The sequence below is a fragment of the Paenibacillus thailandensis genome, from assembly GCF_042685365.1.
GTDB lineage: Bacteria > Bacillota > Bacilli > Paenibacillales > Paenibacillaceae > Paenibacillus_AP > Paenibacillus_AP thailandensis.
Genome location: NZ_JBHUMY010000001.1, coordinates 406,474 through 428,686 on the forward strand (window position 1 = coordinate 406,474; position 22,213 = coordinate 428,686).

Below are 22,213 nucleotides of genomic sequence, written 5' to 3' on the forward strand. Positions count from 1 at the left end.
AGCATGCGGGAGAATATCGGACCGTATCCGGCGCAAAGCGGATGACCGGTTAAGGCTTGAACGTCCGGGCTATGCGCTCAAGCGCTTCTTCCAGCACGGATCTGGGGCAGCCGAAGTTCAGGCGCATGAAGCCGTCTCCGCCTTCCCCGAAGCCGTAGCCGGGATTAAGAAGCACTTTCGCTTCTTTCTTGACCGTACGTTCGAGCTGCTTGCCGTTCGGAATAAGCGCGCTGAAATCAAGCCATGCCAAATACGTCGCTTCCGGCTTGCGGTATTTGACGCCCGGCAGCCGCCCGGCCAGAAATTGCCCGATAAAGTCGGCGTTCGCATCCAAATAGACAAGAAGCTGTTCCAGCCATTCCTCGCCCTCCGGCGAGTAAGCGGCGGCAGCCGCCGTCAAGCCAAGCACGTTGGAGCCGCCGACGTGAAACAGGTTCAGCTCCTTGTCGAACTTCTTCTTCATTTCCGGATTCGGAATAATAATATTGGAGTTTTGCAGCCCGGCAATATTAAACGTTTTGCTTGGCGCCGTGCAGATAATCGCCTGTTCCGCGTATTCCGCTCCCAGTGCCGCATACGTCGTATGACGGTGCCCGGGCAGGACGAGATCGTGGTGAATTTCGTCCGCGACGACGATGACGCCGTGCTTGAGGCAAATGTCGCCGACCCGGCGAAGCTCCTCCTCCGTCCACACCCGGCCTATCGGATTATGCGGGCTGCACATAATAAGCAGCTTCGCCTCCGGCAGGCTCGCTTTGCGCTCCAAATCGTCGAAGTCCATCCGGTAATAGCCGTCCGTCTGAACAAGCCGGTTGTTCAGCAGCGTCCGCCCGTGTCCTTCGACCGTTTGCCGGAACGGCGCGTAAACCGGCTCCTGAATGATGACGCCGTCTCCCGGCTCCGTCAGCGCGCGGACGATAAAGCTTAAAGCCGGCACGATGCCCGGCGTAACCGATATCCATTCCGGCTTGACGGCCCAGCCGTGTCTCTTGCTCAGCCAGCCTGTTACGGCATCGTAATAATCGCCGTCGGCAAACGGGTAACCGAACACGCGATGGCCGACCCTCTCTCGCAACGCGTCCACAACGCAATTCGGCGATACGAAATCCATGTCCGCGACCCAAAGCGGAAGCGTATCGGCGGCATCCAGCTTTTCCAGGAAGGCCGGCTCCCATTTAATCGAACGCGTTCCCATGCGGTTGACCGCCAGGTTAAAATCGTATTTCATTCCTATGCTCCTCCACCCGTTAATTCAAGCATACTTTCGAAAGTCCTGTTCTTCTATTGTAGCACAGTCCCGCCTTTAACCGGGAACCTAGCGGATTTGCAGGTCGAGCCACAATTTTTTGTTCCGGAATTCTTCCTCGTTGCCGAGCTCGCGGCCGAACCATGCCGGCGCCTTAAAAGCAAGCGCGCTCTCCTCCGATTCGAATTCGGTCTCTACCGTCAACAGCCCAAGTCCGGTATAATCGTCGATCTCGAAGACGGCGCCTTCCTTGTCCCGCACGATCGTTCTCGTTTTTTGCAGCGGCACGAGCTTGCCTAATCCAAGCAGCTGATCGTAAACCGCCTTGGATATCGGGTATTCGATTTCTTCCCGGGACAAGCCGACGCCTCGTTTGAACGTATGGGTATAATATTGCTCTCCGGCTCCTTCGCCCGCTTCGACGGCAAGCTTGCGGATCCGAACCTCCTCGTCGCCGCTGAACGCAAGATACGTCTGATCGATACGCAAGCGGTTCACCAGCTTAAGCTCGCCTGACGCGAGTTCCGTCTCCGGGTACCTCCCCAGCAAAAACTTCCGTTCGATTTCCCGGGTTGCTCCATTCATTCCTTTACTTCCTCCTGTAAAAAAATCGCTTTTCCCCATTATAGACGATATTTGCGCCAAAAGGCGACGCAGTTATCGTTTATCAATTGTCGTGATGTTGAATAAGGTCTGGATAAAAAATAATTAAAGCCTTTGGAAGTGCGATCACGCTTCCAAAGGCTTTTTTTGAACCGTTGCCTTGATATACGGATAACGAAGTAAAGCCGCATCAGCCTTTCAGCAAGCCCGCCTTGATCAGTCCGTTGCGAATGCCGCCTTCGTTAACGTCCGTCGTCACATAATCGGCGTACGGCAGCAAGTCCGGGTGGGAATTGCCCATCGCAACGCCGAACCCGACCGCCTCCAGCATCTCTTTGTCGTTGAGCCCGTCGCCGAACGCGACGGCTTCTTCTTTGGTCAAGCCAAGCTTGTCGAGCAGCGCTTCGATGCCTTGCGCCTTGGACCCGCCGGCCGGCAGCACGTCCATCGCTTGCGGATGCCAGCGGATCAGCTTCAGCTCGTTCAGCAGGCTTTCGTACAGATGCTCGTCCTTGCTTTCGCAATGCAGGAACACTTGATAAATATCGTCCGTGCGCCAGAAATCCGGATTGTAGCCGGGCATATCCACTTTAAGCGACATAACCGATTCCGTAATAAAAGGATGATCCTCCGTATCGGCAAAAAACGCGTGCTCCCCTTCGAAAACAAGGCTGTGCTTATGCTCGGCGGCCAGCTTAACCAGCGCCTCCAGGCTTGATTTCGGGATAATGCGGGAATAAAGCGGCTCCCCTTTATAAACGACGTAACCGCCGTTTAAGCTGACGAACGAAGAGATGCCCGCTTCTTCGGCAAGCGACTTGATGAAATACGGCGCGCGTCCCGTCGCGATAACCGGCTCGACGCCGGTTTCCTTCAGCTCCGCGATGGCCTTGACCGTATCGGCCGGAATTTGCTTCTCCTCGTTAACGAGCGTTCCGTCAATGTCGAAAAATACGATTTTATAAGTCATGATTCCTTCTCCCTCTATCCCATCCGCCGCCATCGGACGGCTGTCTATTTTTGTTTAGTATACGGATAGTTGGACGGTTATGTCTACCGTTATCCTGCAAATGGGAAACATGGCTTAACCGGATTGTTCTGCAGGCTCGGGCGCCGGGTGCCGGTTAAGCAAAACAAACGCGCAGTAGATTTCGACGCGCGTTTGTTAGCTTCCCGATCCTCATTTATGCGCCCGTCTCCGCGATGCTCTTGCTCTGTTCCGCCGATGGGCCGAGGGAACGGACGCGCGCCAACCGGAAGGAAGCGGCCGCCGTGGCCGCGGCGACGATGACGCCTGCCGCTCCGATCCAGCTGATGGAGGCGAGCGAAGCTTGCTTGACGATAATACCGCCGAGTCCCGCGCCCGCCGCCATGCCGAACTGCAGCACCGAAGTATTCAGGCTCAGCATAATGCCGGACGCTCCCGGCGCGAGCGACAGCAAATGGTATTGCTGCGTGGGGCCCGACGACCAGGCGGAGAACGCCCATAACATCAGCACAGGGAGCGCGACCGCCGCGGATTAGCCCGCCAGCGACAACAGGATGAGCGCAACCGTATGAAGCAGCATGCCGCCGATCAGGGTGCGGGGGGCGCCCCATTTGTCCGTGCCGAACCCTCCGAGCTTGGAGCCGATCTGGCTGGCGATGCCGAATGCGAACAGGCCGGCGCTTACGCCTTGCTCGCTTAACCCCGTAATTTCCAGCAGATACGGCGAGATATACGTATAAGCGATGGAATAGCCGCCGATCCAGAAGAAGGTAACGAATAAAGCGACGACGATTCGCGGGTTCCTCAGCAGCGCAAGCTGATCCCGCAGCGGTACCGGCTCCTCCCCTTCCGACCTTGGAATCGAAGCGAGAATAAGAAGGATGGCGGCAATGCCGAGCAGCCCGATTCCCCCGAACGTCAGCTTCCAATCGTAAGCCGAGGCGATAACCCTGCCGATAGGCACCCCTACGATCAGCGCCGTGCTGAAGCCCATTACGAGGGTCGCGATGGCGCTGCCCTGCTTGTCGGGAGGAGCCAGCCTGGAGGCGACGGTTAGCGCCGTCACGACGAACACCCCGGTGCTAAGCGCCAACACAATTCTAGACGCGACGAGGAAGCCGAATCCCGGCAGCGCGACGGCTATTCCGTTGCCGATGACGAAGGCAATCAATGAGTAAATCAGCAGCTCTCGTCTTTCCATGCGCGCGGTTACAGCCATCAGAATCGGCGTGCCGAATGCGTAAGCGATCGAGAAGACGGTGATGAGCTGTCCGGCAGCGGATACGGATACGCCGATGTCCTCCGCGACTTTATCCAAAATGCCGGCGATAATAAATTCGGACGTACCGACCAAAAAACTGATAACGGCCAGCAAATAAATTTTCCAAGCGGCAGACATAAAAATAATGCTCCTCTCCGATCCCATTTTGTATTTCTATATTTCTAAATATATAGAAATAAAGACAAAAAAAATTACTGCAGCAAATACGGCGCATATTTCAGCGCCACCTCGCGGTTTACGCTGTAGTAGATATAGGTGCCGTCCTTGCGGAGGTTCAGAAGTCCGCATTCCGTCAATTGCTTCAGGTGATGGGACAGCGTCGATCCGGCCACGGATTCCAGCTTGCTGCCGATATCCGAGCAGCAGAGATTCCTCTCCTCGGAAAGAAGCAGAGCGATCTTGAGCCGGGTCGGTTCCCCAAGGGCTTTATATACTTTAACAGCCTGCAGCACTTCTGCGTTATCTTCTACCATCGTAACTCACCTTCGCCTGATGTCTTTATTTCTATATCCGTGGAAATAAAGGTATCATATCGCTTCTCGAATGTAAACAGGGAAGACGGGGGGAAGCAAATTTTTTTTCGGGCGCTAAGCCAGGCTCCTGTGCCGCACGAGCTCCCGACCACTCCGGGGCAGCGGAAACATGCGCGGGACGCCTTGTCCGTGACGGATCAGAACAAGCTCCACCGGCTATCCCTCCCCTCTCTTGCGTCTGTCCGCATCCCGTTCTGTCGCTTCCTTGACGTAATCTTTCCCCGGAGCCGCTCCATTCCGGTTTCCTCCTATTTATTGCCGGGTACGCTTGCCTCATGACGGTCTCCCCGGGTCGTCGGACTGGACACAACAAGAAACGAAACATTGTCAGCCGATTCGTTTCGAGCCTGATGAAGCACTCCGGGTTCGACTTCGATGCCTTGTCCCTTGCTTGCCGTAACGCTCCCGTTCTCAAACGTGATCGTCAATTTCCCTTCCAGCACATAAAAAAATTGACGGGCCCGCTTATGGTAGTGGCGGATCTCCTCCGTCCCCGCGGGCATCCGTTCTTGCTTCACGCTAAGATCTTGCCGTTCCACGAGCGGCCACCCGTCGCATCGGGCGCCCCATATGTAATGATTGGCCGTTTCGATGCTTACCGGCAAAGGAACAGCTTCGCCGCGATTCCCTTTAAGCGGAAATTCCTCAAGCTCCATGCTTAATAGAATACGGTCCCGGCAAAGTAGACCGTTCTCATAGATCGGATTGTCGTAGTTTCTCGTAAAATAATCGGGCTCCACGCCAACGATGCGAAAACCCGCTTTCTGATACAAATAAAGCTGGCCGACGCTGGAATTGCCGGTTGCGATGCTGATCCGCGCGCATCCAAGCTCTCGAGCGCGCGAGACGGCATGACGCAGCAGCTTAAGACCGAAGCCTTTGCGCTGAAGCTCTTCTTGGACGGCGATATTCATCACTTCGGCAGCCGCCTGGTCCTTTTTGTGCAGCACGCAGACGCCTGCGATTTCGCCTTCATGTTCGAGCACATAACATTCGCTGTCCGAAAGATACGCTTGAACCGCCCTTTCCTCCGGGTCGGCCAACAGGAGAAGATCCATCGGATAACGTTCTCCCGGCCCTATTGTTCGTATCGTCATATTCCATACACTCCTATCGTCGGAAACGTTATTCGGTTAGTCCGGAAGCTTCTCCCCGCAGTTCGGACAATAAACGAACCAATATTCCGTCCCCCCTCTGATTTGTTGTCATTATACCAAATTTTCCAAAAGCAAAATGAAGATCTTCAAGTAAAATGCGGATCTTCCCAAAATCGTTCTGCAGCGCTCACTGCCCTTGTTTGCCTCCGGCTTGGAACGCTTACTTGCCGCCAGCCTTCAACGCCTGCTTGCGGCACTTCGCTCTAACGAACCGTATAACGCTTATTCCTGCCGAATTATTTGGTTTCATTTAGGCAGCGAACCGTACCGACGCTATGGAGTCCGATAGGTGCAGACAACGTCTAAATAATCGCAAATAACGTCGCTGGAGTTCGTTAAAAACCAAAAACATCATTTGTTTGCGCAATAACGATTATCGAATTCGTTACCAAAGCCTGCAATTCGCTGGAACTCGCCTCCCCTCGGCTGCCCCGCCAACGAAACGGGGCTATTGGCGGCAACCCCCGATGTGTATTATACTTGGCTACTGACATATCCGATTAGGAACGGGCACGAAAGGAAAAACTACCCAAGCGGAAACGGCACTGCCTTCCTCTAACGGCGGCTGGACGTTCTCGCAGTCGGAGCGGATGCCCTGAGCAAATATAGGTAGAGCAAAGGAGTACGCATGAACACCAGACATAAATGGCTCGCCGCCATGACCGTCATGCTGGCCGCACTTCTATTCGTGCTGTACGAATTCGTAACGGCGGCGGCTCAGAACGTGAAGCTGGTCCGGGAGATGGAGAACGGGGCCGGCCATCCTTCGGACAAGCGCGTCATTCTCATCTCGCAGGAACAGAACACGCCCTACTGGCAGATGCTCGAACAAGGCGTCGCCGAAGCGGCCGACGAGCTTGGCATCGGGGTCGAATATTGGGCGCCGTACCGGACGAATCCTGAGGAGCAGATTAACCTGCTGGCCAAAGCCATTGCGGCGAAACCCGACGCCGTTCTGATTCAAGGCATTAAAGGCGATCCATACGACCGTTTGATCGACCAAGCGGAAGAAGCCGGCATCGCCGTCGTGACCGTCGATTCAGATGCGCCGGAAAGCAAGCGTCTTGCTTACGTCGGGACGGATAACCTGGCGGCGGGGAGGCTGCTGGGCGAGCTCGTTGCGGGCGGAGAGGAGACGCATGGAAGCATCGGCGTCATTATCAGCAGTCCCGAAGCCGACAATCAGCAGCTGCGTCTCAAAGGCTTCCGGTCGGTTGTCGAATCCGCCGACGGGTATACGATTGCGGCTATCGGGCAGTCGAAGCTGTCGCGTATCGAGGCGGCGCGGCAAACGGTTGAAATGCTTACCGCACATCCCGAAATCAGCACGATGGTCGGATTAAGCGGACTGGATGCCCCCGGTATTGCCGAAGGAGTGAAAGTAGCCGGGCGGACGGATGTCCGCGTCTTCGGGTTCGACGATTTGGAGGCGACGCGGGAAGCGATTGCAGCCGGCTCCGTCGCGGCGACGGTCGTTCAGCAGCCGAAAATGATCGGCCAAGAAGCGATTCGGCTGCTGAACCGCTACTTCGCGGGAGAAAGCGTATCCGATATTTCCTATACGCCTTTCACCGTTCTGAACGGATCGAATTTAAACGGAACCGAAGACGGCAGCGGGCAGGGTGAGGCGCCATGAGCATACGCGTAAAATTGGTCGTGTTTATCCCGGCTATTATCTTACTGGTCAACTGCGCCGCCTTTTTTATTTTTCAAAGCGGCCGAAACGTGCAGGAAAGCTACAACGCCATGCTGGAGAGGCTGCTGACCTATTCGCAGCTGACCGCCCAGACGGAACTCAACTTATCCGCACTTAACTTGTATTTGAACGAAAGAAGCTCCGCCTCCTACGAGGCATATATTAACGAGCGGGATGAGCTCGCGGACATCGCGGACGGCCTCCCGTCGACGCATGCCGTGCCCGAAACGGCACTCGCTTTGCGCAGCTACGCCAGCATGATCGCCGCGTTCGCGCAGCAGGAGGAAGCTGCCGTTCAGGCCGCCCGCGACCCCGGTTCCCTGGCTTACGCGGCGAAGTACGCCGAAGCGGAAAAAACGGCAACGTACATCCGGGCGCAAGGCAGCGAAATTATCGATATGGAGCTTAGCTACTATCAGCCGTTCTACCGCCGGCTGTTCGCCCAGACGGAACGGATGAACCAATGGGCTTCCGCCCTGATCGTCACCGACACGGTGATGGGGATATTGTTCGCGTTATGGCTGGCCAGCGGCATAACCGGGCCAATCAAGCGGCTCGTCCGTTCGGCCAAGCAAGTATCGAAAGGTTATTTGCAAACCGAGCGGCCGGCCATATCGAGCCGGGACGAATTGGGCATTCTGTCGGACGCCTTCTCGCGCATGCTGGACGATTTGATCGAGCAAATGGCGAAAGAGAAAAACATGCTGGAGACGGAGAAGCTCGTGAAGGAGCTGGAGCTCAAAGCGCTGCAAAATCAGATCAATCCCCACTTCCTGTTCAATACGCTGAACGCTCTTTCCAAGCTTGCGCTGATCGAAGGCGCGGAGAGGACAAGCGACTTGACGGTTACCGTTTCGAACCTGCTCCGGTACAGCCTTCGCGAGCAGAACCGGCTTGTGCCGCTGCGCGACGAAGTCGAGCATTGCGAAGCGTATATCGCCGTTCAGAAAGCCCGGTTCCGGGACCGCATCGCCTTCGACCAGCGCATCGAGGAAAACTGTCTGGACGTCGAGGTGCCTCCTCTGCTGCTTCAGCCGCTGATCGAAAACGCCTTTATCCACGGCATCGAAGCGATGGAATCGGGAGCCCGGATCGGCCTCAACATTCGGAAGGAAAACGGCGACGTCTTGATTGCGGTGTCGGATAACGGATCCGGAATGACGGAGGAAACTCGCCGCGCTCTGCTTCGTGCGGAAGAAGGGGGCTCGGCTCTGCAGCGGCCCGAAGGAAAGTCGACCGGCATCGGAACGCGAAACGTCTTCCGCCGTCTTGCCCTGCTTTTCGGAAGAGAGGATCTGGTCGATATCGAAAGCGCACCGGGTCAAGGCACGACGATTACGATCCGAATACCCCATGAAGGAAGGAGAAACGACCATGTACCGCCTGCTGATCGCTGACGACGAAGCCCTGGAGCGGGAAGGCCTCGAGCTGATCGTCGAGCGGATGATGCCGGATACGTTCCGGATTGTCCACGCGGAGAACGGACGGACGGCCATTGAAAAAGCGGAGGAATTCCGTCCCCATGTCGTCCTGATGGATATTAAGATGCCCGGCATTAACGGACTGGATGCGCTCCGGGAAATAAAAGCCGGCGATCCGAACGTGAAAATGGTGCTTGTCACGGCCTACGAGCAGTTCGAATACGCCAAACAAGCCGTATCGCTAGGGGTTAAAGAATATTTGACCAAGCCGGTCAGACGAGAAGAAGTGGTCACGCTTCTTTCCCGCATCGTCCGGGAATTGGACATGGAGAAGCGCAGCCGGCACGAGGAGCTTTCCATGAAGGAAAACCGGATCCGAATGCTTCAGCTTGCCGAATCGGAATTGGCGCTCAGCTTCATGACGCACGCCGTTCACGCCACGGACATTCCGGAGCTGCTGGAGATGCTGGGGGTACATGGCGGAGCCGGCATTGCGATCGTCGCGGCGTTTCCGGAATATCAGCCGGGAGGCGGCCGCTCTTATGAAACGGAGCTTCGCGAATTTTACGGCTTGATCCGAGATACGGTCAAGCATGCTTCGCTGCCCCGGCAAATGCAGACGATCGTAAGTCCGCTTGTCGACCTGCATATGGCGGTATTCCTTGCCGGAAGCGAAGAGGACAAGGAGATTCTGCCCGACGAAGCGCTGCTGCTGGCGGACAAGCTGGCGGAAGCGGCCAAAAACAGCCGCGGAATCCGGCTGTCCGTCGGCATCGGCATGGCGGGCACCGGCGCCGAGGGCATGCGCCGCTCGTATTACGAAGCCGTATTCGCCTCGACCTCCGCTTCGGAAACCCGGCAGGTCGCCAAATACGGCGAGCTGCCGCCGGAGAGCGGCTCCGACAACAAAGCCGATGCGGAGGATGACGGCCTATTGGTCAAAGGAAGCTACGTCCAAATGGCGATTCAGCGCATCCGCGAGGAACGGGATCATCAGACGCTGCATCTGATGGACCAAGCCGCCGCCTTCATCCGGGAGCATTTTCGCGAGGATCTGTCGCTCGAGCAAGCGGCGGAGCATGTGCATTTGAACCCCTATTATTTCAGCAAAGTATTCAAGCAATACAACGGAGAATCGTTTATCGATTTCGTCACGCGAATCCGCATCGAGGAAGCCAAGGCGTTAATGGCCGAAGGAAATTTAAGCTTAAAGGAAATCAGCTACGAGATCGGCTATAAAGATCCGAATTATTTCAGCCGCGTTTTTAAAAAGATTGCGGGAGTATCGCCTTCCGAGTACCGCTCGCAGCTCGGTCATCCAGCCTTGAGCCGGGGCGTCCGGGAAGAAGCGGAAAATAAGGAAAGTCCATGAAGGAAACCTGTCCTTTCATGGACTTTTTTGTCTAAAAGGTTAAAATCGTGCTGCTTTCTCGTCAAGGATGCGAGCCGGGATGACGTTTCTCCTAAATAAAATGCTTATTCTCCCCAATTATATGCAGGCAATCGTAAGGGAACCCTTATTGAAGCATGCTACAATGGATTTTGCTCTTTTCGAGGGCAAACGTTTGCCGCCGGATTATCGGCAAAAAATCGTTTCGCCTCAAAAGCAGCGACAACAACAGAATAAGGGGTAATCATCGTGGATAAGGCACTATTCCAACCCGGTTTGATCGATTACGCGATCATCATCGTCTACTTTATCTTTGTTCTTCTGGTCGGTTTCGCGCTGAAAAGCAAAATGAAAACCGGCTCGGATTTTTTTATGTCGGGACGTTCCGTTCCCGGCTGGATTACAAGCCTTGCCTTCCTTTCCGCCAACCTGGGCGCGATCGAGATGCTCGGCTATGTGGGCAGCACGTATCAATACGGCATTATGTCCGCCCACTTCTATTGGATCGGCGCCGTGCCGGCCATGGTTTTCCTCGGTTTGTTTATGATGCCGTATTATTACGGCTCCAAAGCCCGCTCCGTTCCGGAATTTCTGAAGTTCCGGTATAACGAAGCGACGCGGGCGTTCAACGGCATTTCCTTTGCCGTCATGACGGTATTGATGTCCGGCGTCAGCTTGTACGCGATGGCGCTTATTTTGAAAGTATTGCTCGGCTGGTCGATGTCGACAAGCATCCTGCTGGCTGCCGTCATCGTTCTTGTCTATGTCGGCATCGGCGGCTTGACCTCGTCGATTTACAATGAAGTCATTCAGTTTTTCCTAATCTGGATCGGCCTTCTGCCTGTCGTCTTCCTGTCGCTTCGCGACCTGGGCGGCTGGGACGGCCTTATGTCCCGCATTCCGGAAACGTTCAGCCATATGTGGCAGGGTACCGGAAGCGCCGCAACGAACGGCATGCAGGTCGAATGGCTGGGCATCGTGCTTGGTCTCGGCTTCGTCCTTTCGTTCGGTTACTGGACGACGGACTTCCTGGTCGTGCAGCGCGCGATGGTCGCCAAGGATATGACGGCTGCGCGCAACACGCCGATTATCGCTTCGTTCTTTAAAATGCTTATGCCAGTGCTTATCGTCGTTCCGGGCTTCGCGGCTTACGTCTTGCTGCCGGGGCTTGGTCCGGACAGCAGCATCGGCTCTTACGATATGGCGCTGCCGCTTCTGATGGCGGAATATTATCCGACCGGCCTTCTTGGCCTTGGCATTACGGCGCTGCTCGCTTCGTTTATGTCCGGCATGGCCGGCAACGTCACCGCCTTTACGACGGTATGGACGTACGACATTTATCAGGCTTACATCAAGAAAGACGCTTCGGACAAGCATTACTTGAACATGGGCCGCATCTCGACGGCCGTCGGCATCGTAATCAGCGTCGGCACCGCCTATATCGTTATGGGCTTCCCGAGCATTATGGACTACATGCAAACGTTGTTCGGCTTCTTCAACGCTCCGGTATTCGCCGTATTCCTGCTCGGCATGTTCTGGAAGCGGGCAACGGGCTGGGGCGGCTTCTGGGGCCTCGTCGCCGGTACGGGCACGGCTTTCGCGCTTTACTTCCTGCTGCCGGCCGACTATTACGCCAGCGCAATGGCGGGCAACTTCTGGCGCGCATGGTGGGCGTTCCTGGCCGCATTCGTTGTCGAGATCGTCGTCAGTCTGATAACCAAGCCGAAACCGGAATCGGAGCTGAAAGGTCTGGTATACGGCGTCGACGGCAAAATTCACGACGATTCGGAAGTCGAATGGTACCGCAAGCCTTGGGTGCTCGGCGTTGCCGCTATCGTGATGCTTGTAGCGCTTAACGCATGGTTCTACTAATCGATAATCATTTTAGGAGATGATCGGCATGAAAATCGAGCACTTCATGGATTTAAGAGTGAATATCGGCCTGGTTCTTACGATTATCGGCATTCTGCTCATGATCGCGGGCATTAATCCGCAAGAGCTGGAGCGTTTGCACGGCATGAACGTCAATCTGGTCTGGGGAGCCGTAACGACCGTTGTCGGACTCTTCTTCCTGTTCCTGTTCTTCCGCAGCAAGTCCGGTCAAAGCGAAGAGAAACAATAAGAAGCCGTAACGCAATAACGGCGCAAAAATAAAGGACCGCAATGATCGTTCAATCGAGCGATCATTGCGGTCTTTTTGTTACCGTATGGGCAATCGGCAAAAGGCTATTCTTTTCGCCGGAGTATGGCCCCCATGCCATCTTCAAGGAAACGGAGCGGTTCCCGGACGCTCGAGTCGTTGGCGATTGCGGTCCGAAGCGCATCGTTCGCGAAGACGTTCAATCTTTCCCATAGCCTTAAACGGGATCGGAAGGCCCGTGTCGCTAACGGGAGCGACGCTTAATTCACCGGCCCCTGCGAGAAGGATGCCTGCCCGTTATATATCGTAGGCGAGCTTCTGCAAGCCGCTCCCGCTTTCCTCGGTTCTCAGCACGCGGTCGAGAATACGCTTTTCGAAATAGGCGAAGCCGCTGTCCCTCTCGCGCGGGCGCGCCAGCGAGACAGGCAAATCAAGCGCAATGCGTCCCTCTTCGATCAGGACGACGCGGTCGGCGAGAGCGACTGCCTCGCTCACGTCATGCGTTACAAGCAGTGCGGTAAAACGCCGCTTCTCCCATAGCCGCTCGATCAACCGCTGCATCTCGATCCGGGTCAGCGCGTCGAGCGCGCCAAGCGGCTCGTCGAACAGAAGCAGCCGCGGCTCGCCGGCCAGCGCCCGGGCTAAGGCGACCCGCTGTCGCTGGCCGCCGGACAGTACCGACGGCCAGTCGCCGGCGCGGTCCTGCAGGCCGACAAGCTGCAGCGCTTCGCGGGCTTTGAGCTCCGCATCCTTTCCGGAGACGCCGCGAATTCCGATTCGCACGTTGTCGAGCACCGACTTCCAGGGCAGCAGCCGGGCGTCCTGGAACATAACCCGCGTAGCCGGGTCGACGCCTTCCGCCGGCTTTCCGCCGCGCAGCAGCGAGCCTTCGCTGACCGGATCCAGCCCGGCGGCCAGCCGCAGCAGCGTGCTTTTGCCGCATCCGCTGCGGCCGACGATCGCCACAAACTCGCCTTCGCGGACGGCGAGATTGATGTCCTTCAGCACGGGACGGTCGTCGAAACGCTTCACGACTCGTTCCAGCCGGATCGCCAGCCCCCGCTCCCGATGCCCATCCGGCGAAGGATTCGCGGCGGCGGGAGCAACACTTCGTTCCGGAGCGCTCACGATTTTGACGGCTTCGGTCCGGCCGCCGGCCTCCCGTTCCCGTTCTGCCGCCGCGCCGCCGCGGAGCGCCGTCAAGCCGCCTGGCTGGGGGTCGCTTTTTTGCCGAAATGAGGATGCCACTGCAGCCATCTCCTTTCCATCCATTTCGCGATCGTATCGGACAACTTGCCGAGCAGCGCATATAAAATAATGCTGAGCACCACGACGTCAAGCTGGAAAAACTCCCGTGCGTTCATCGCCATATAGCCGATACCGGCATCCGCGGAGATCGTCTCGGCGACGATGAGCGTCAGCCACATAATGCCCAGCGCGTAACGCAAGCCGACCAGAATGGACGGCATGGCGCCCGGAAGAATGACCTTCCGGTACAGCTCGCCGCGGCTCAATCCGTACACTTTGCCCATCTCGACGAGACCGGGATCGACGGTCCGGATGCCGTGCAGCGTATTCAAATAGATCGGGAAGGATACCCCCAGCGCCACGAGAAAAATTTTGCCTTCCTCGCCGATGCCGAACCATACGATCACAAGCGGAATCAAAGCGAGATGAGGCACATTTCGGATCATTTGGATCGACGAGTCCGTCAGCTTCTCGGCCAGCGCGGCCACGCCGTTAAGCAGCCCGAGCAAAAACCCGGCGCTGCCTCCGATAGCGAAGCCGATCAAGGCGCGGCCGGTGCTGACGCCAAGCGCATGAATCAGCTCGCCGCTTTGAACGAGACCGATCCCCGCGGCGACGACCTGAACCGGCGTCGGAAGAATTCGGCTGGAAATCCAGCCCATACTGCCCAGCAGCTGCCATACCGCAACGACGACGATTGGGATGATCCAAGGAAGCGAGGCTTCCCTGGCGCGGCTCCATCCGGTTGTTCCCTTCATTGACCCCGCCCCCTTAGTGCGCCGAAGCCTTCGGGGTCGGGCGCACTTCGTTCGCGATCAGTTCGCCGAAAGGACTGATCGAGCTTGGCCCGTTCGGCGCGGAACGCTTCAAATCCAAATGTGGGAACAGCAGATCGGCGACGCGATACGCCTCCTCCAAATGCGGATAGCCGGACAGAATAAACGTCTCGATGCCAAGCGCCTCGTATTCTCTCATCCGCTGCGCGATCGCGGCCGGATCGCCGACGAGCGCGGTTCCGGCTCCGCCGCGGACCAGACCGATGCCGGCCCACAGGTTCGGGCCGATCGTAAGCGCAGAGCGGTCTCCGCGATGGAGGCGGCTCATCCGCTGCTGACCGACGGAATCGAAGCGGGCGAATATTTGTTGCGCTTCGGCCACCGTCGAATCGTCCAGATGCTTGATCAAGTCGTCGGCCGCTTGCCAGGCAGCCTCCTCCGTCTCGCGAACGATGACATGGAGCCGAATGCCGAAGCGGACTTCCCGGCCGCGTTCGGCGGCTAGCTTGCGCACCTGTGCGATTTTCTCGGCAACCTCGTGAGGCGGCTCGCCCCAGGTCAAGTAGACGTCAACATGATCGGCCGCAACCTGTTGGGCGGCCGGCGACGACCCGCCGAACCAAAGAGGGGGATGCGGCTTCTGAACGGCCGGATAAAGGACGCGGCCGCCTTGAATCTTCAAGTGCTCGCCTTCGTGAAAGACCGTCTCCCCGGCGAGCTCGCGCCGCCACACCTCCAGAAATTCGTCCGTTAAATCGTAACGGGCGTCATGCTCGAGGAAAAGACCGTCTCCGGCCAGCTCGACCGGGTCGCCTCCGGCAACGACGTTGATCAGCAGACGTCCGCCCGATATCCGGTCGAACGTAGCCGCCATCCGGGCGGCGACCGTCGGGGACATCAGTCCGGGGCGGACGGCAACCAGAAACTTTAGCCGCTTGGTCGCATGAATCAGCGAAGCCGCCGTCACCCACGGGTCCTCGCAGGAGCTCCCTGTCGGAATGAGCACGCCTTCGAAGCCGAGGCGGTCCGCCGCCACCGCAATCTGCTGCATATATTCGCCGTCCACGGCGCGCGCTCCGTCCGATGTGCCAAGGTAGCGTCCGTCTCCGTGCGTCGGGATAAACCAAAATACGTTCATATCGATCTCTCCTTTTCTCAGGTGGGTATCGCTTTATTCACTTTTTGATAATGGCTTCGTTAATATCGATTTTTTTCGGAATGAGCTCCAGTTCGCGGAACGTATCCGCGATCTGCTGCTGCGCGTCGACGACGGACCGGTCGATCGGCTGCACGCCGTACTCGCGCCGCTCCGCAGCCAGCTCGAGCGACGGAACGTCGATGCCGAGCTGCGGCGACAGCAATTCGGCAACCGCCTTCGGATTGCTCTTCGTCCACTCGTCGATGGTGTTCGCTTCCTGAAGCAGTGTCTCGACCACGTCAGGATATTTCTCCGCAAAAGGACGGGCCGCCAAATAAAACTCGTAGTTGGAAACGACGCCCGTGCCGTCCGCCAGCAGGCGGCCGCCGGTTGCGGTCTGGGCCGCGGCCAGAAACGGGTCCCAGATGACCCACGCGTCGACATTGCCGCTCTCGAAAGCGGCTCGCGCATCGGCCGGCGGCAGGAAGACGGTCTCGATATCCTTGTAGTCGACCCCGGCCTTCTCCAGAAGCTTAACGAGCAGATAGTGCACGTTGGAGCCTTTGTTAAGCGCAACCTTCTTGCCCTTCAGATCGGCGACCGATTGGATGGCGGAATCTTTCGGAACCAGAATGCCTTCGGACTGCGGGCTGGCCGGCTCATGGGCCAGATAGACGAGCGGCGCTCCGGCCGCCTGTGCGAATACGGGAGGCGCTTCCCCGGTATGCCCGATATCGATGCTGCCGACATTCAGCGCCTCCAGCAGCTGCGGGCCGCCGGGAAATTCCGTCCATTCGATTTTGATGCCCTGCTCGGCCAGCTTCTTATCCAGCGCTCCGTCCGCCTTCAAAATGTTGATGGTGCCGTACTTCTGATAACCGATGCGGACCGTAAGATCCTTGGTTTGCTCCGGGGACCCGGCCGCTGCGGCACTGCCGGACGCTTCGGCGTTAGAGCCGGATGCGCCGCCGCTCGCCGTATTTGCGGCATTGCCGCCGGAGCCGGAGCCGCAAGCCGCGAGCGCCAGCGCCAATATCGCGACCAAAGCAAGCAAAGGAGCATATTTGACGGGGCGGGAGCTGCTACGCATCGATCCTCACCCCCGGTTTTCGATTGATCGGGCGCGTTCCCGAATAAGGAATGGCGCTTGCCGGCCGCCGGGCGTAACCCGGTCCGCCGGATTGAATAACGAGATTGGCCATGGTGCGGAACAACTCCTTCGGTATAAGGTGGTTAGCGGGGATCGGTTTCGTATAAAGACAAAAGCCTCCCGTAACACCCGCGCATGACAAGTTGTCTGCGGGTAACGGGAGGCCTCCGGCGGTCCGGTCGCGCCTATATACTTAAAATCCGATGTAATAACTATGATTTATAACCAACATATTACCATCGCCCATCGGGAAGTGTCAATCTTAAAATTGGAAATGAAATCAAGAAAATAGAGCTTTCCATTTTTCACATTACTGCCCCGTTAGAGAAGCGGATTTCCATCCACGCAAAACAAGCGGTGGGTCGGCTCCGCCTCTACGCTCTTGTTACCCGTCCCTCGGTTCAACTTTAATAGCCTCTAAATTGAGTCAGATCAGGATAACTGTTTATTTCCAATTGATGCCCATCCGGATCATGTAGATGAAAGTCCTGATAAGGTCCATTTTGACCTTCACCGTAGGTAACTATTTCACTAACTGCTATATTTTTATCTTTCAATTCTTGATGTAAATTCTCTATATCAGAAGTTTTGAAACTCAGGACAGCACAAGTATCGTTATCTAGTGAAAAACGTATTGGTTGATTCTTCAAGGTTTTCTTCAAAAATAATAGTGGTCCTGCTGGAAGTTTTAGATTAGCCGATCCAGCATCCTCCCAAATGACTTGGAAGCCTAATGTCTTTACATACCAATCAACCGACCTTCGAATATCAGTAACAGGCAAATATAACTGTACTATTTCGTTAGAAATACTGGACTTCAAAAAACATCAACTCCTTCTATCGTTTTGGCTCCAACAAGAAAAAAGAGCCTTCCATCGCTCTTCTAAGGTTCTTTGTTTCGACAAACTGGTTTATTTTTCCTTCTATAAGATTCTTATATAAAAAACCAAACTTGCCTGATCACGGCAAGTTTGGTTTGAATATTGAGGTAAGGTGCCATTTCAATCTAGGCTCCTACGATAGTAGCATGTAGTTTTTAATTTGAGCTATAAAACACTAAGAAAACTTTATTTTACATCATACGGAACCGAAGCGCTGCGGCTCTGCGCCTTGATGATTGCTTTCGACGAGAAACTTCCCCAGCTCCTTCGCCTCGATGCCGGCCAGCAGCACGATGCCGATGCCGTGCGTATCGTTCAGCTGCCAAGTCAGCTCGTCCTTGTAATAACGGCTGGAGAACGAATAGCCCGACCCCCGGCACACGCCGTATACGTTCCCGTGCTTGTCGATACAGCGTTCCTTCAGTCCCTCCCAGCCTTTTAGCGCCGCCTTCGCGTACCGCGCGGGGCGCTCCAGCCAGCCGAACCGCACGCCTCTCGCAAACGCGTAAACAAACATCGACGTGCAGGACGCCTCCTCGTACGATTCCGGATCGGTCAGCACCTGATGCCACAACCCGTTGTCGCCTTGCAGTCGGACGTATCCTTCGCACAGCTCGCGGAAAAACGAGACCAGCCCGGGGCGCAGCCGATGCGAGGACGGCATTGCCGCCAAAAGCTCGGTCAGCGAAAACAGCACCCAGCCGTTCCCCCTGCCCCACGGCACGCCGTTTGGCTTATCGTGCTTCAGATCGTACACATGATGCATAATTTGCAGATCGGGCATATACAACTTCTCCCGGTACAGCATAAACTGCTGCGCCGCGTCGTCCAAATAAGCGGGCTCCCCGGTCAGCTCGGCGTATTTGACGAGAAACGGCGTGCTCATATACAGATCGTCGCACCATATCGTATTTTGCATAAAATCGGTGGTTCCCCGCGTCCGGTATAACGTTCCGTCCGGGAGACGGTCCTGCTTGCGGGAAATGTAGTTCGCGATATGGGCGGCCGCCGCTTCCGCGCCTTGCAGTCCGCGATACTTATGCGCTTCCAGCATCGCGGCGCCAAACGATCCGCAGTCGTCCAGACTGTCGATCAGCGTCAGCTGATGGTTAATTCCCGGCGCCCCGTACTGCTCCGCGTCCCAAATGGCATATTCATGCATGCGGCTGCTTTGCTCGATAAAATCGGCCGCGTATTCGGCATAATGCGGCTCGCCCAGCGCGAGTCCCGTCCGCAAAATGCCGTAAAGCGTCACGCCCAGCGGATAATTCCATTTGCCGTACATGGCGTTCTCCAAATACGGCCGGACCCACGTATCCGGCAGATCGGCCCGCCAGAACGTCCTTCGGCCGCCTTTGCCAAACGGCCTATCCATCCTCGTCAGCCCGCCCGCTTCCGGTTCGTCTCCGGCAACGAACGGCCCCGCATACAGCCACGGCTCGCGCAGCCCTTCCACCGGATACGGCGCTTTGAATCCCACCGCATCCGCTGCTCCGGGCTGCTGTCCGGCATCGGAAAACCCGACGTCCGGCACCGCCGCCGAAAGCTCGAAGCCCCATTCCTCGCCCGTCCGGACGGACTCGACGATAAGCTCGCTGTCTCCGTAGGGCACAACAATCTCCGCATAGAGCGAACCCCCCGGCGCCTCCGACCGGAACACCGCTTTCCCGTTCAAATAAACGGCGCAGCGCCCTTGACTGGTACCCTTCAATGCCGCCTTTACGGCGCCGGGACAAACGCTTGACAGCTTCGTCCACGCATAAGCGGTCTCTCCGATTTCCGCATCGGCAAATATACGGCCGAACCTTCCTTTCTTCAGCTGTTCCGCCGTCCAGGCCGGAGCGGACTGCCAGCTGTCCGCATCTTCCTTGGTCCCGCTCCCTTGCCCGTCCGAGCCCGGCAGCTCCTCCGGCCGCCAGCGGACGGGCTGGGGCTTGCTGCACCGCCAGCCCTCCTGTCCTTCCAGCTTCGGGTTCAACACATGAAGCGGAAACCCTTTTACGCTGCCCGTGCCGAATTTGCCGCCGCAGCCGGTGCCGGTTTTGACGAATTCGAGCACGATATCGTTCCAGCCTTGGCGGAGCGCCGTCCGGAAATAAGCCTTCCTGTCCGGAAAGACATCGTCGTTCAAATTGGAGGCAAATGCAGCCGAACGGTTGATATAAACGGTTGCCGGCCCGTAACAGCTAAGCGAGAACGGAACCGTCGTATCCTGGTCCATCCAAAGCTTCGCCCATACGTACATATATTCGCCGTCCCGTATCTCCGGGAAACGGTCGTGCAAGCGAATATCGTAACGGCAATCCTCCATCCGCCTAAACCCTTGCCGAGAATACAGCCGGTAAACCGGCGGCAGCTTCGGGTGCGCGCCGATAAACCGCCCCGCGACGGCGGCAAGTGCGATGTCGTCGCTGCCTCCGGTCCGGCCCGCGATCGAGAGCTGCTCGTCGAAATAAGGGAGCTTCTTTGCCAACTTGTCCAGCCTCCTTCAGAAGTCGATCTGGCCGCCCGGATACAGCGTCGAGCTGTACAGCCGTTTCGGCTGCGGCAGCGCTCTTCCGGGATGCTTCGCGGCGAGGCCGATCCGGCTTTCCGCGAATACGGACGCCTTCGTATCGCCGTACACGATCACCTGCTCCGTTCCGGAGCCTAACAGATCCGCATGCACGACGTAGCCGTCCTCGCGGAACTCCGCCACCACGTTCATATGGCCGTCGTACAAGGACGGATATACGCCTCCGCCGCGGCGGTAGGCGAGAATGTAGTCCTGACCGGAGCCGGCCCGCCAATTTTGCAGCGTCTCCGCGATCGTCAGCCATCCGTCCGTCTTCCGGTCTTCCTTCCACAGCTCGTTGCCTTCGCAATCCAGAAGGAACAACGCGTCTTTCCCTTTCCGCCCTTTGCCGTCGTCTTCGCGGACAAGCCGGTCAAGCCCGGCAATTTGCAGACCCGGCAGCTCGGGACGGAACCGGCCGAGCGCGATATGCTGCGATTCGACCGAACCGGAATAGCGCCACAGCTCGCGTCCTTCCCGGTCGTACATCACCGTTACGCTGCCGCCGATCACCAGCTCCGGCAGACCGTCGCCGTTGACGTCGCCTACCCAGATGCAATCGGCATGATCCTCCAGATCGGCGCAGCTCCATAGCCGTTCGCCGCGATGGTTCAGCAAGTCGTAGCCGGCCATCACCTCGTCGCGGCCGTCGCCGTCCAGATCGCAAACCCACGGAAAATGACCCGGATTCCCTTGATACGTCCATAACGGATTGAACTCGCGGTCCACCGCCCACAGCTGATGGTAACGGTCCTTCAATATAATGTCCGAAGGATGCGGTCCGCCGCTCAAGTTCGCGATAATGATGCAGTCATGGGCATGCGGGGAAGGCAGCCCGTACGAAGCCTTCTCCGTTCCGGTCTCCCCGTCGAGCACGACAAACCGGTCGTTCATGACGCATAATACTTCCAGCCGGCCGTCGCCGTCCAAATCGTAAATTTGCGCCGGATAATCCGAGCCTTGGCTTCCGGCGCCCGGATCCGGCTTGCCCGTCTGCCACAGCAGACGTCCGTCCAAATCAAACGCGGTCAAGCATTGCACCTGATGCGGAATATATCTTACGTCCTGCCGGTTGTCGGGCTGCACGAGCAGCAGCTCCGCCCTTCCGTCCCCGTTCAGGTCGCCAAGCAGCATTTTGCAGCGCGGGCCCGCCGCGCTAATGTCGATATCGGCAAGGCGCACCGCCTCGATCGTTTGTTCCGTCACTTGCGCCGCCTCCTTTTCTAAATTTAATGATCTCTTGATTCCGGGGCATACACGGTCAGGTTGGCGTATTCCCCGATAAACGGGGCCATCTGCCGGAATCCGAGCTTGCCGCCGCCGAGGAGCGGCCCATACGTCGCGCCGTCGTCCTCCCACCGGAAGATGGGAAGATCGTTGATCGCAAACAAAATTCGCGGACCTTCCTTCACGATAAGCATCCGGTACGGCCCGATGGCGTCCATGACGCCCGGAATCGGGTCCGCCCCTTGGGCGACCAGATGAAAGCCGTAGCTTTTGCGCAAATTGCAGGTGAGAAACTTCCGTTCCTCCGCCCATTTTCTGCGAAAATACGAGACGTGGAAAGCGTTCATTTCGCCGTGATGATACTGGTCGTATTCGCCTGTTCTCGGCTTGATCGAAGGATCGAACAGATCGCGCCCCTCCGTTCCGTTTGCGCTGAAAAACATAATCGCCAGCCCCGGCTCGCGCACCGGCCAGAAATCCCACGAAACGGCGGCATCCGCCGGAAAATCCGCCGGGCACCAAAACACGAAATTGGCGCGCTGGCCTTCCGACTCGTCGCGAGTGCTCTCAAGTCTCATTCGGCCCAACGGAAACGTAACGGCCGCATCCCCTTCCATCCGGAAGGAGGCGACATGCTCCGGCTTCGCAAGCGGATTCGTATAGATCATGCTCCAGCGTTCGGGAACAAGCCCGCTTCGAACGGGAGCCGTCCCTTCGGTTTCAATCGGGAGACGGTTCATCGCTTTCCCTCCTTTTTAAAGTTGATCGTGCCGCAGCCCAGCC

18 protein-coding genes and 1 pseudogene are annotated in these 22,213 nt (G+C 57.1%); 5 read left to right on the forward strand and 14 right to left on the reverse strand.

All coding sequences use genetic code 11. The annotated features are described in order from the left end of the window. Positions 1–49 precede the first annotated feature (49 nt). The 6 genes and pseudogenes from ACFSW5_RS01875 to ACFSW5_RS01900 all read right to left on the reverse strand — a co-directional run bounded on the left by ACFSW5_RS01875 (position 50) and on the right by ACFSW5_RS01900 (position 5,749). Positions 50–1,228, reverse strand: coding sequence for a MalY/PatB family protein (locus ACFSW5_RS01875; RefSeq protein WP_379269124.1), 1,179 nt, complete (start codon positions 1,226–1,228; stop codon positions 50–52). Between the two features lie 87 nt (positions 1,229–1,315). Beyond that, complete coding sequence (locus tag ACFSW5_RS01880) at positions 1,316–1,831, reverse strand: CYTH domain-containing protein (protein WP_379269126.1); 516 nt, start codon at positions 1,829–1,831, stop codon at positions 1,316–1,318. Between the two features lie 208 nt (positions 1,832–2,039). Beyond that, entirely contained in the window at positions 2,040–2,819 is a 780-nt protein-coding gene (locus ACFSW5_RS01885) for a Cof-type HAD-IIB family hydrolase (RefSeq protein WP_379269129.1), read from the reverse strand. Between the two features lie 214 nt (positions 2,820–3,033). Continuing rightward, positions 3,034–4,236 (reverse strand): annotated as a pseudogene (locus ACFSW5_RS01890) (MFS transporter). A 74-nt stretch (positions 4,237–4,310) separates the two neighbouring features. After that, entirely contained in the window at positions 4,311–4,592 is a 282-nt protein-coding gene (locus tag ACFSW5_RS01895) for an ArsR/SmtB family transcription factor (RefSeq protein ID WP_379269132.1), read from the reverse strand. A 308-nt stretch (positions 4,593–4,900) separates the two neighbouring features. Then, positions 4,901–5,749: a GNAT family N-acetyltransferase gene (locus ACFSW5_RS01900; protein ID WP_379269135.1), complete on the reverse strand. Its 849-nt coding sequence runs from the start codon at positions 5,747–5,749 to the stop codon at positions 4,901–4,903. A 688-nt stretch (positions 5,750–6,437) separates the two neighbouring features. Here ACFSW5_RS01900 and ACFSW5_RS01905 point away from each other — a divergent pair. The 5 genes from ACFSW5_RS01905 to ACFSW5_RS01925 all read left to right on the forward strand — a co-directional run bounded on the left by ACFSW5_RS01905 (position 6,438) and on the right by ACFSW5_RS01925 (position 12,438). Continuing rightward, positions 6,438–7,445 carry a substrate-binding domain-containing protein gene (locus ACFSW5_RS01905; protein WP_379269137.1) on the forward strand — a complete coding sequence of 336 codons (1,008 nt, stop codon included), beginning with the start codon at positions 6,438–6,440 and terminating at the stop codon, positions 7,443–7,445. Next, positions 7,442–8,902 (forward strand): sensor histidine kinase, encoded by a 1,461-nt coding sequence (locus ACFSW5_RS01910; RefSeq protein ID WP_379269140.1) that lies wholly within the window; start codon positions 7,442–7,444, stop codon positions 8,900–8,902. The genes ACFSW5_RS01905 and ACFSW5_RS01910 overlap by 4 nt, the downstream gene beginning before the upstream one ends. Further along, positions 8,880–10,298: a response regulator gene (locus tag ACFSW5_RS01915; RefSeq protein ID WP_379269142.1), complete on the forward strand. Its 1,419-nt coding sequence runs from the start codon at positions 8,880–8,882 to the stop codon at positions 10,296–10,298. Before ACFSW5_RS01910 ends, ACFSW5_RS01915 begins: the two co-directional genes overlap by 23 nt. A gap of 267 nt (positions 10,299–10,565) precedes the next feature. Continuing rightward, complete coding sequence (locus ACFSW5_RS01920) at positions 10,566–12,188, forward strand: sodium:solute symporter family protein (RefSeq protein WP_379269144.1); 1,623 nt, start codon at positions 10,566–10,568, stop codon at positions 12,186–12,188. A 28-nt stretch (positions 12,189–12,216) separates the two neighbouring features. Further along, complete coding sequence (locus tag ACFSW5_RS01925; RefSeq protein ID WP_379269146.1) at positions 12,217–12,438, forward strand: hypothetical protein; 222 nt, start codon at positions 12,217–12,219, stop codon at positions 12,436–12,438. A gap of 315 nt (positions 12,439–12,753) precedes the next feature. Here ACFSW5_RS01925 and ACFSW5_RS01930 read toward each other — a convergent pair whose 3' ends face one another. The 8 genes from ACFSW5_RS01930 to ACFSW5_RS01965 all read right to left on the reverse strand — a co-directional run bounded on the left by ACFSW5_RS01930 (position 12,754) and on the right by ACFSW5_RS01965 (position 22,170). Further along, on the reverse strand, positions 12,754–13,512 hold the full coding sequence (locus ACFSW5_RS01930) for an ATP-binding cassette domain-containing protein (RefSeq protein WP_379269814.1): 759 nt from the start codon (positions 13,510–13,512) through the stop codon (positions 12,754–12,756). Between the two features lie 143 nt (positions 13,513–13,655). Beyond that, complete coding sequence (gene ssuC / locus ACFSW5_RS01935; protein WP_379269148.1) at positions 13,656–14,462, reverse strand: aliphatic sulfonate ABC transporter permease SsuC; 807 nt, start codon at positions 14,460–14,462, stop codon at positions 13,656–13,658. A gap of 13 nt (positions 14,463–14,475) precedes the next feature. Next, entirely contained in the window at positions 14,476–15,618 is a 1,143-nt protein-coding gene (gene ssuD, locus ACFSW5_RS01940; protein ID WP_379269151.1) for an FMNH2-dependent alkanesulfonate monooxygenase, read from the reverse strand. Positions 15,619–15,655: 37 nt separating this feature from the next. Then, complete coding sequence (locus ACFSW5_RS01945) at positions 15,656–16,708, reverse strand: sulfonate ABC transporter substrate-binding protein (protein ID WP_379269153.1); 1,053 nt, start codon at positions 16,706–16,708, stop codon at positions 15,656–15,658. Positions 16,709–17,175: 467 nt separating this feature from the next. Beyond that, positions 17,176–17,589, reverse strand: a complete 414-nt coding sequence (locus tag ACFSW5_RS01950) for a VOC family protein (protein ID WP_379269155.1) — start codon at positions 17,587–17,589, stop codon at positions 17,176–17,178. Between the two features lie 256 nt (positions 17,590–17,845). Continuing rightward, the gene (locus ACFSW5_RS01955; RefSeq protein ID WP_379269157.1) at positions 17,846–20,122 is read right to left on the reverse strand and encodes a glycoside hydrolase family 88/105 protein; all 2,277 of its coding nucleotides are present in this window, start codon (positions 20,120–20,122) and stop codon (positions 17,846–17,848) included. Positions 20,123–20,137: 15 nt separating this feature from the next. Then, positions 20,138–21,337, reverse strand: coding sequence for a hypothetical protein (locus ACFSW5_RS01960; protein WP_379269816.1), 1,200 nt, complete (start codon positions 21,335–21,337; stop codon positions 20,138–20,140). Positions 21,338–21,432: 95 nt separating this feature from the next. Beyond that, the gene (locus ACFSW5_RS01965; protein ID WP_379269159.1) at positions 21,433–22,170 is read right to left on the reverse strand and encodes a DUF1961 family protein; all 738 of its coding nucleotides are present in this window, start codon (positions 22,168–22,170) and stop codon (positions 21,433–21,435) included. Positions 22,171–22,213 lie beyond the last annotated feature (43 nt).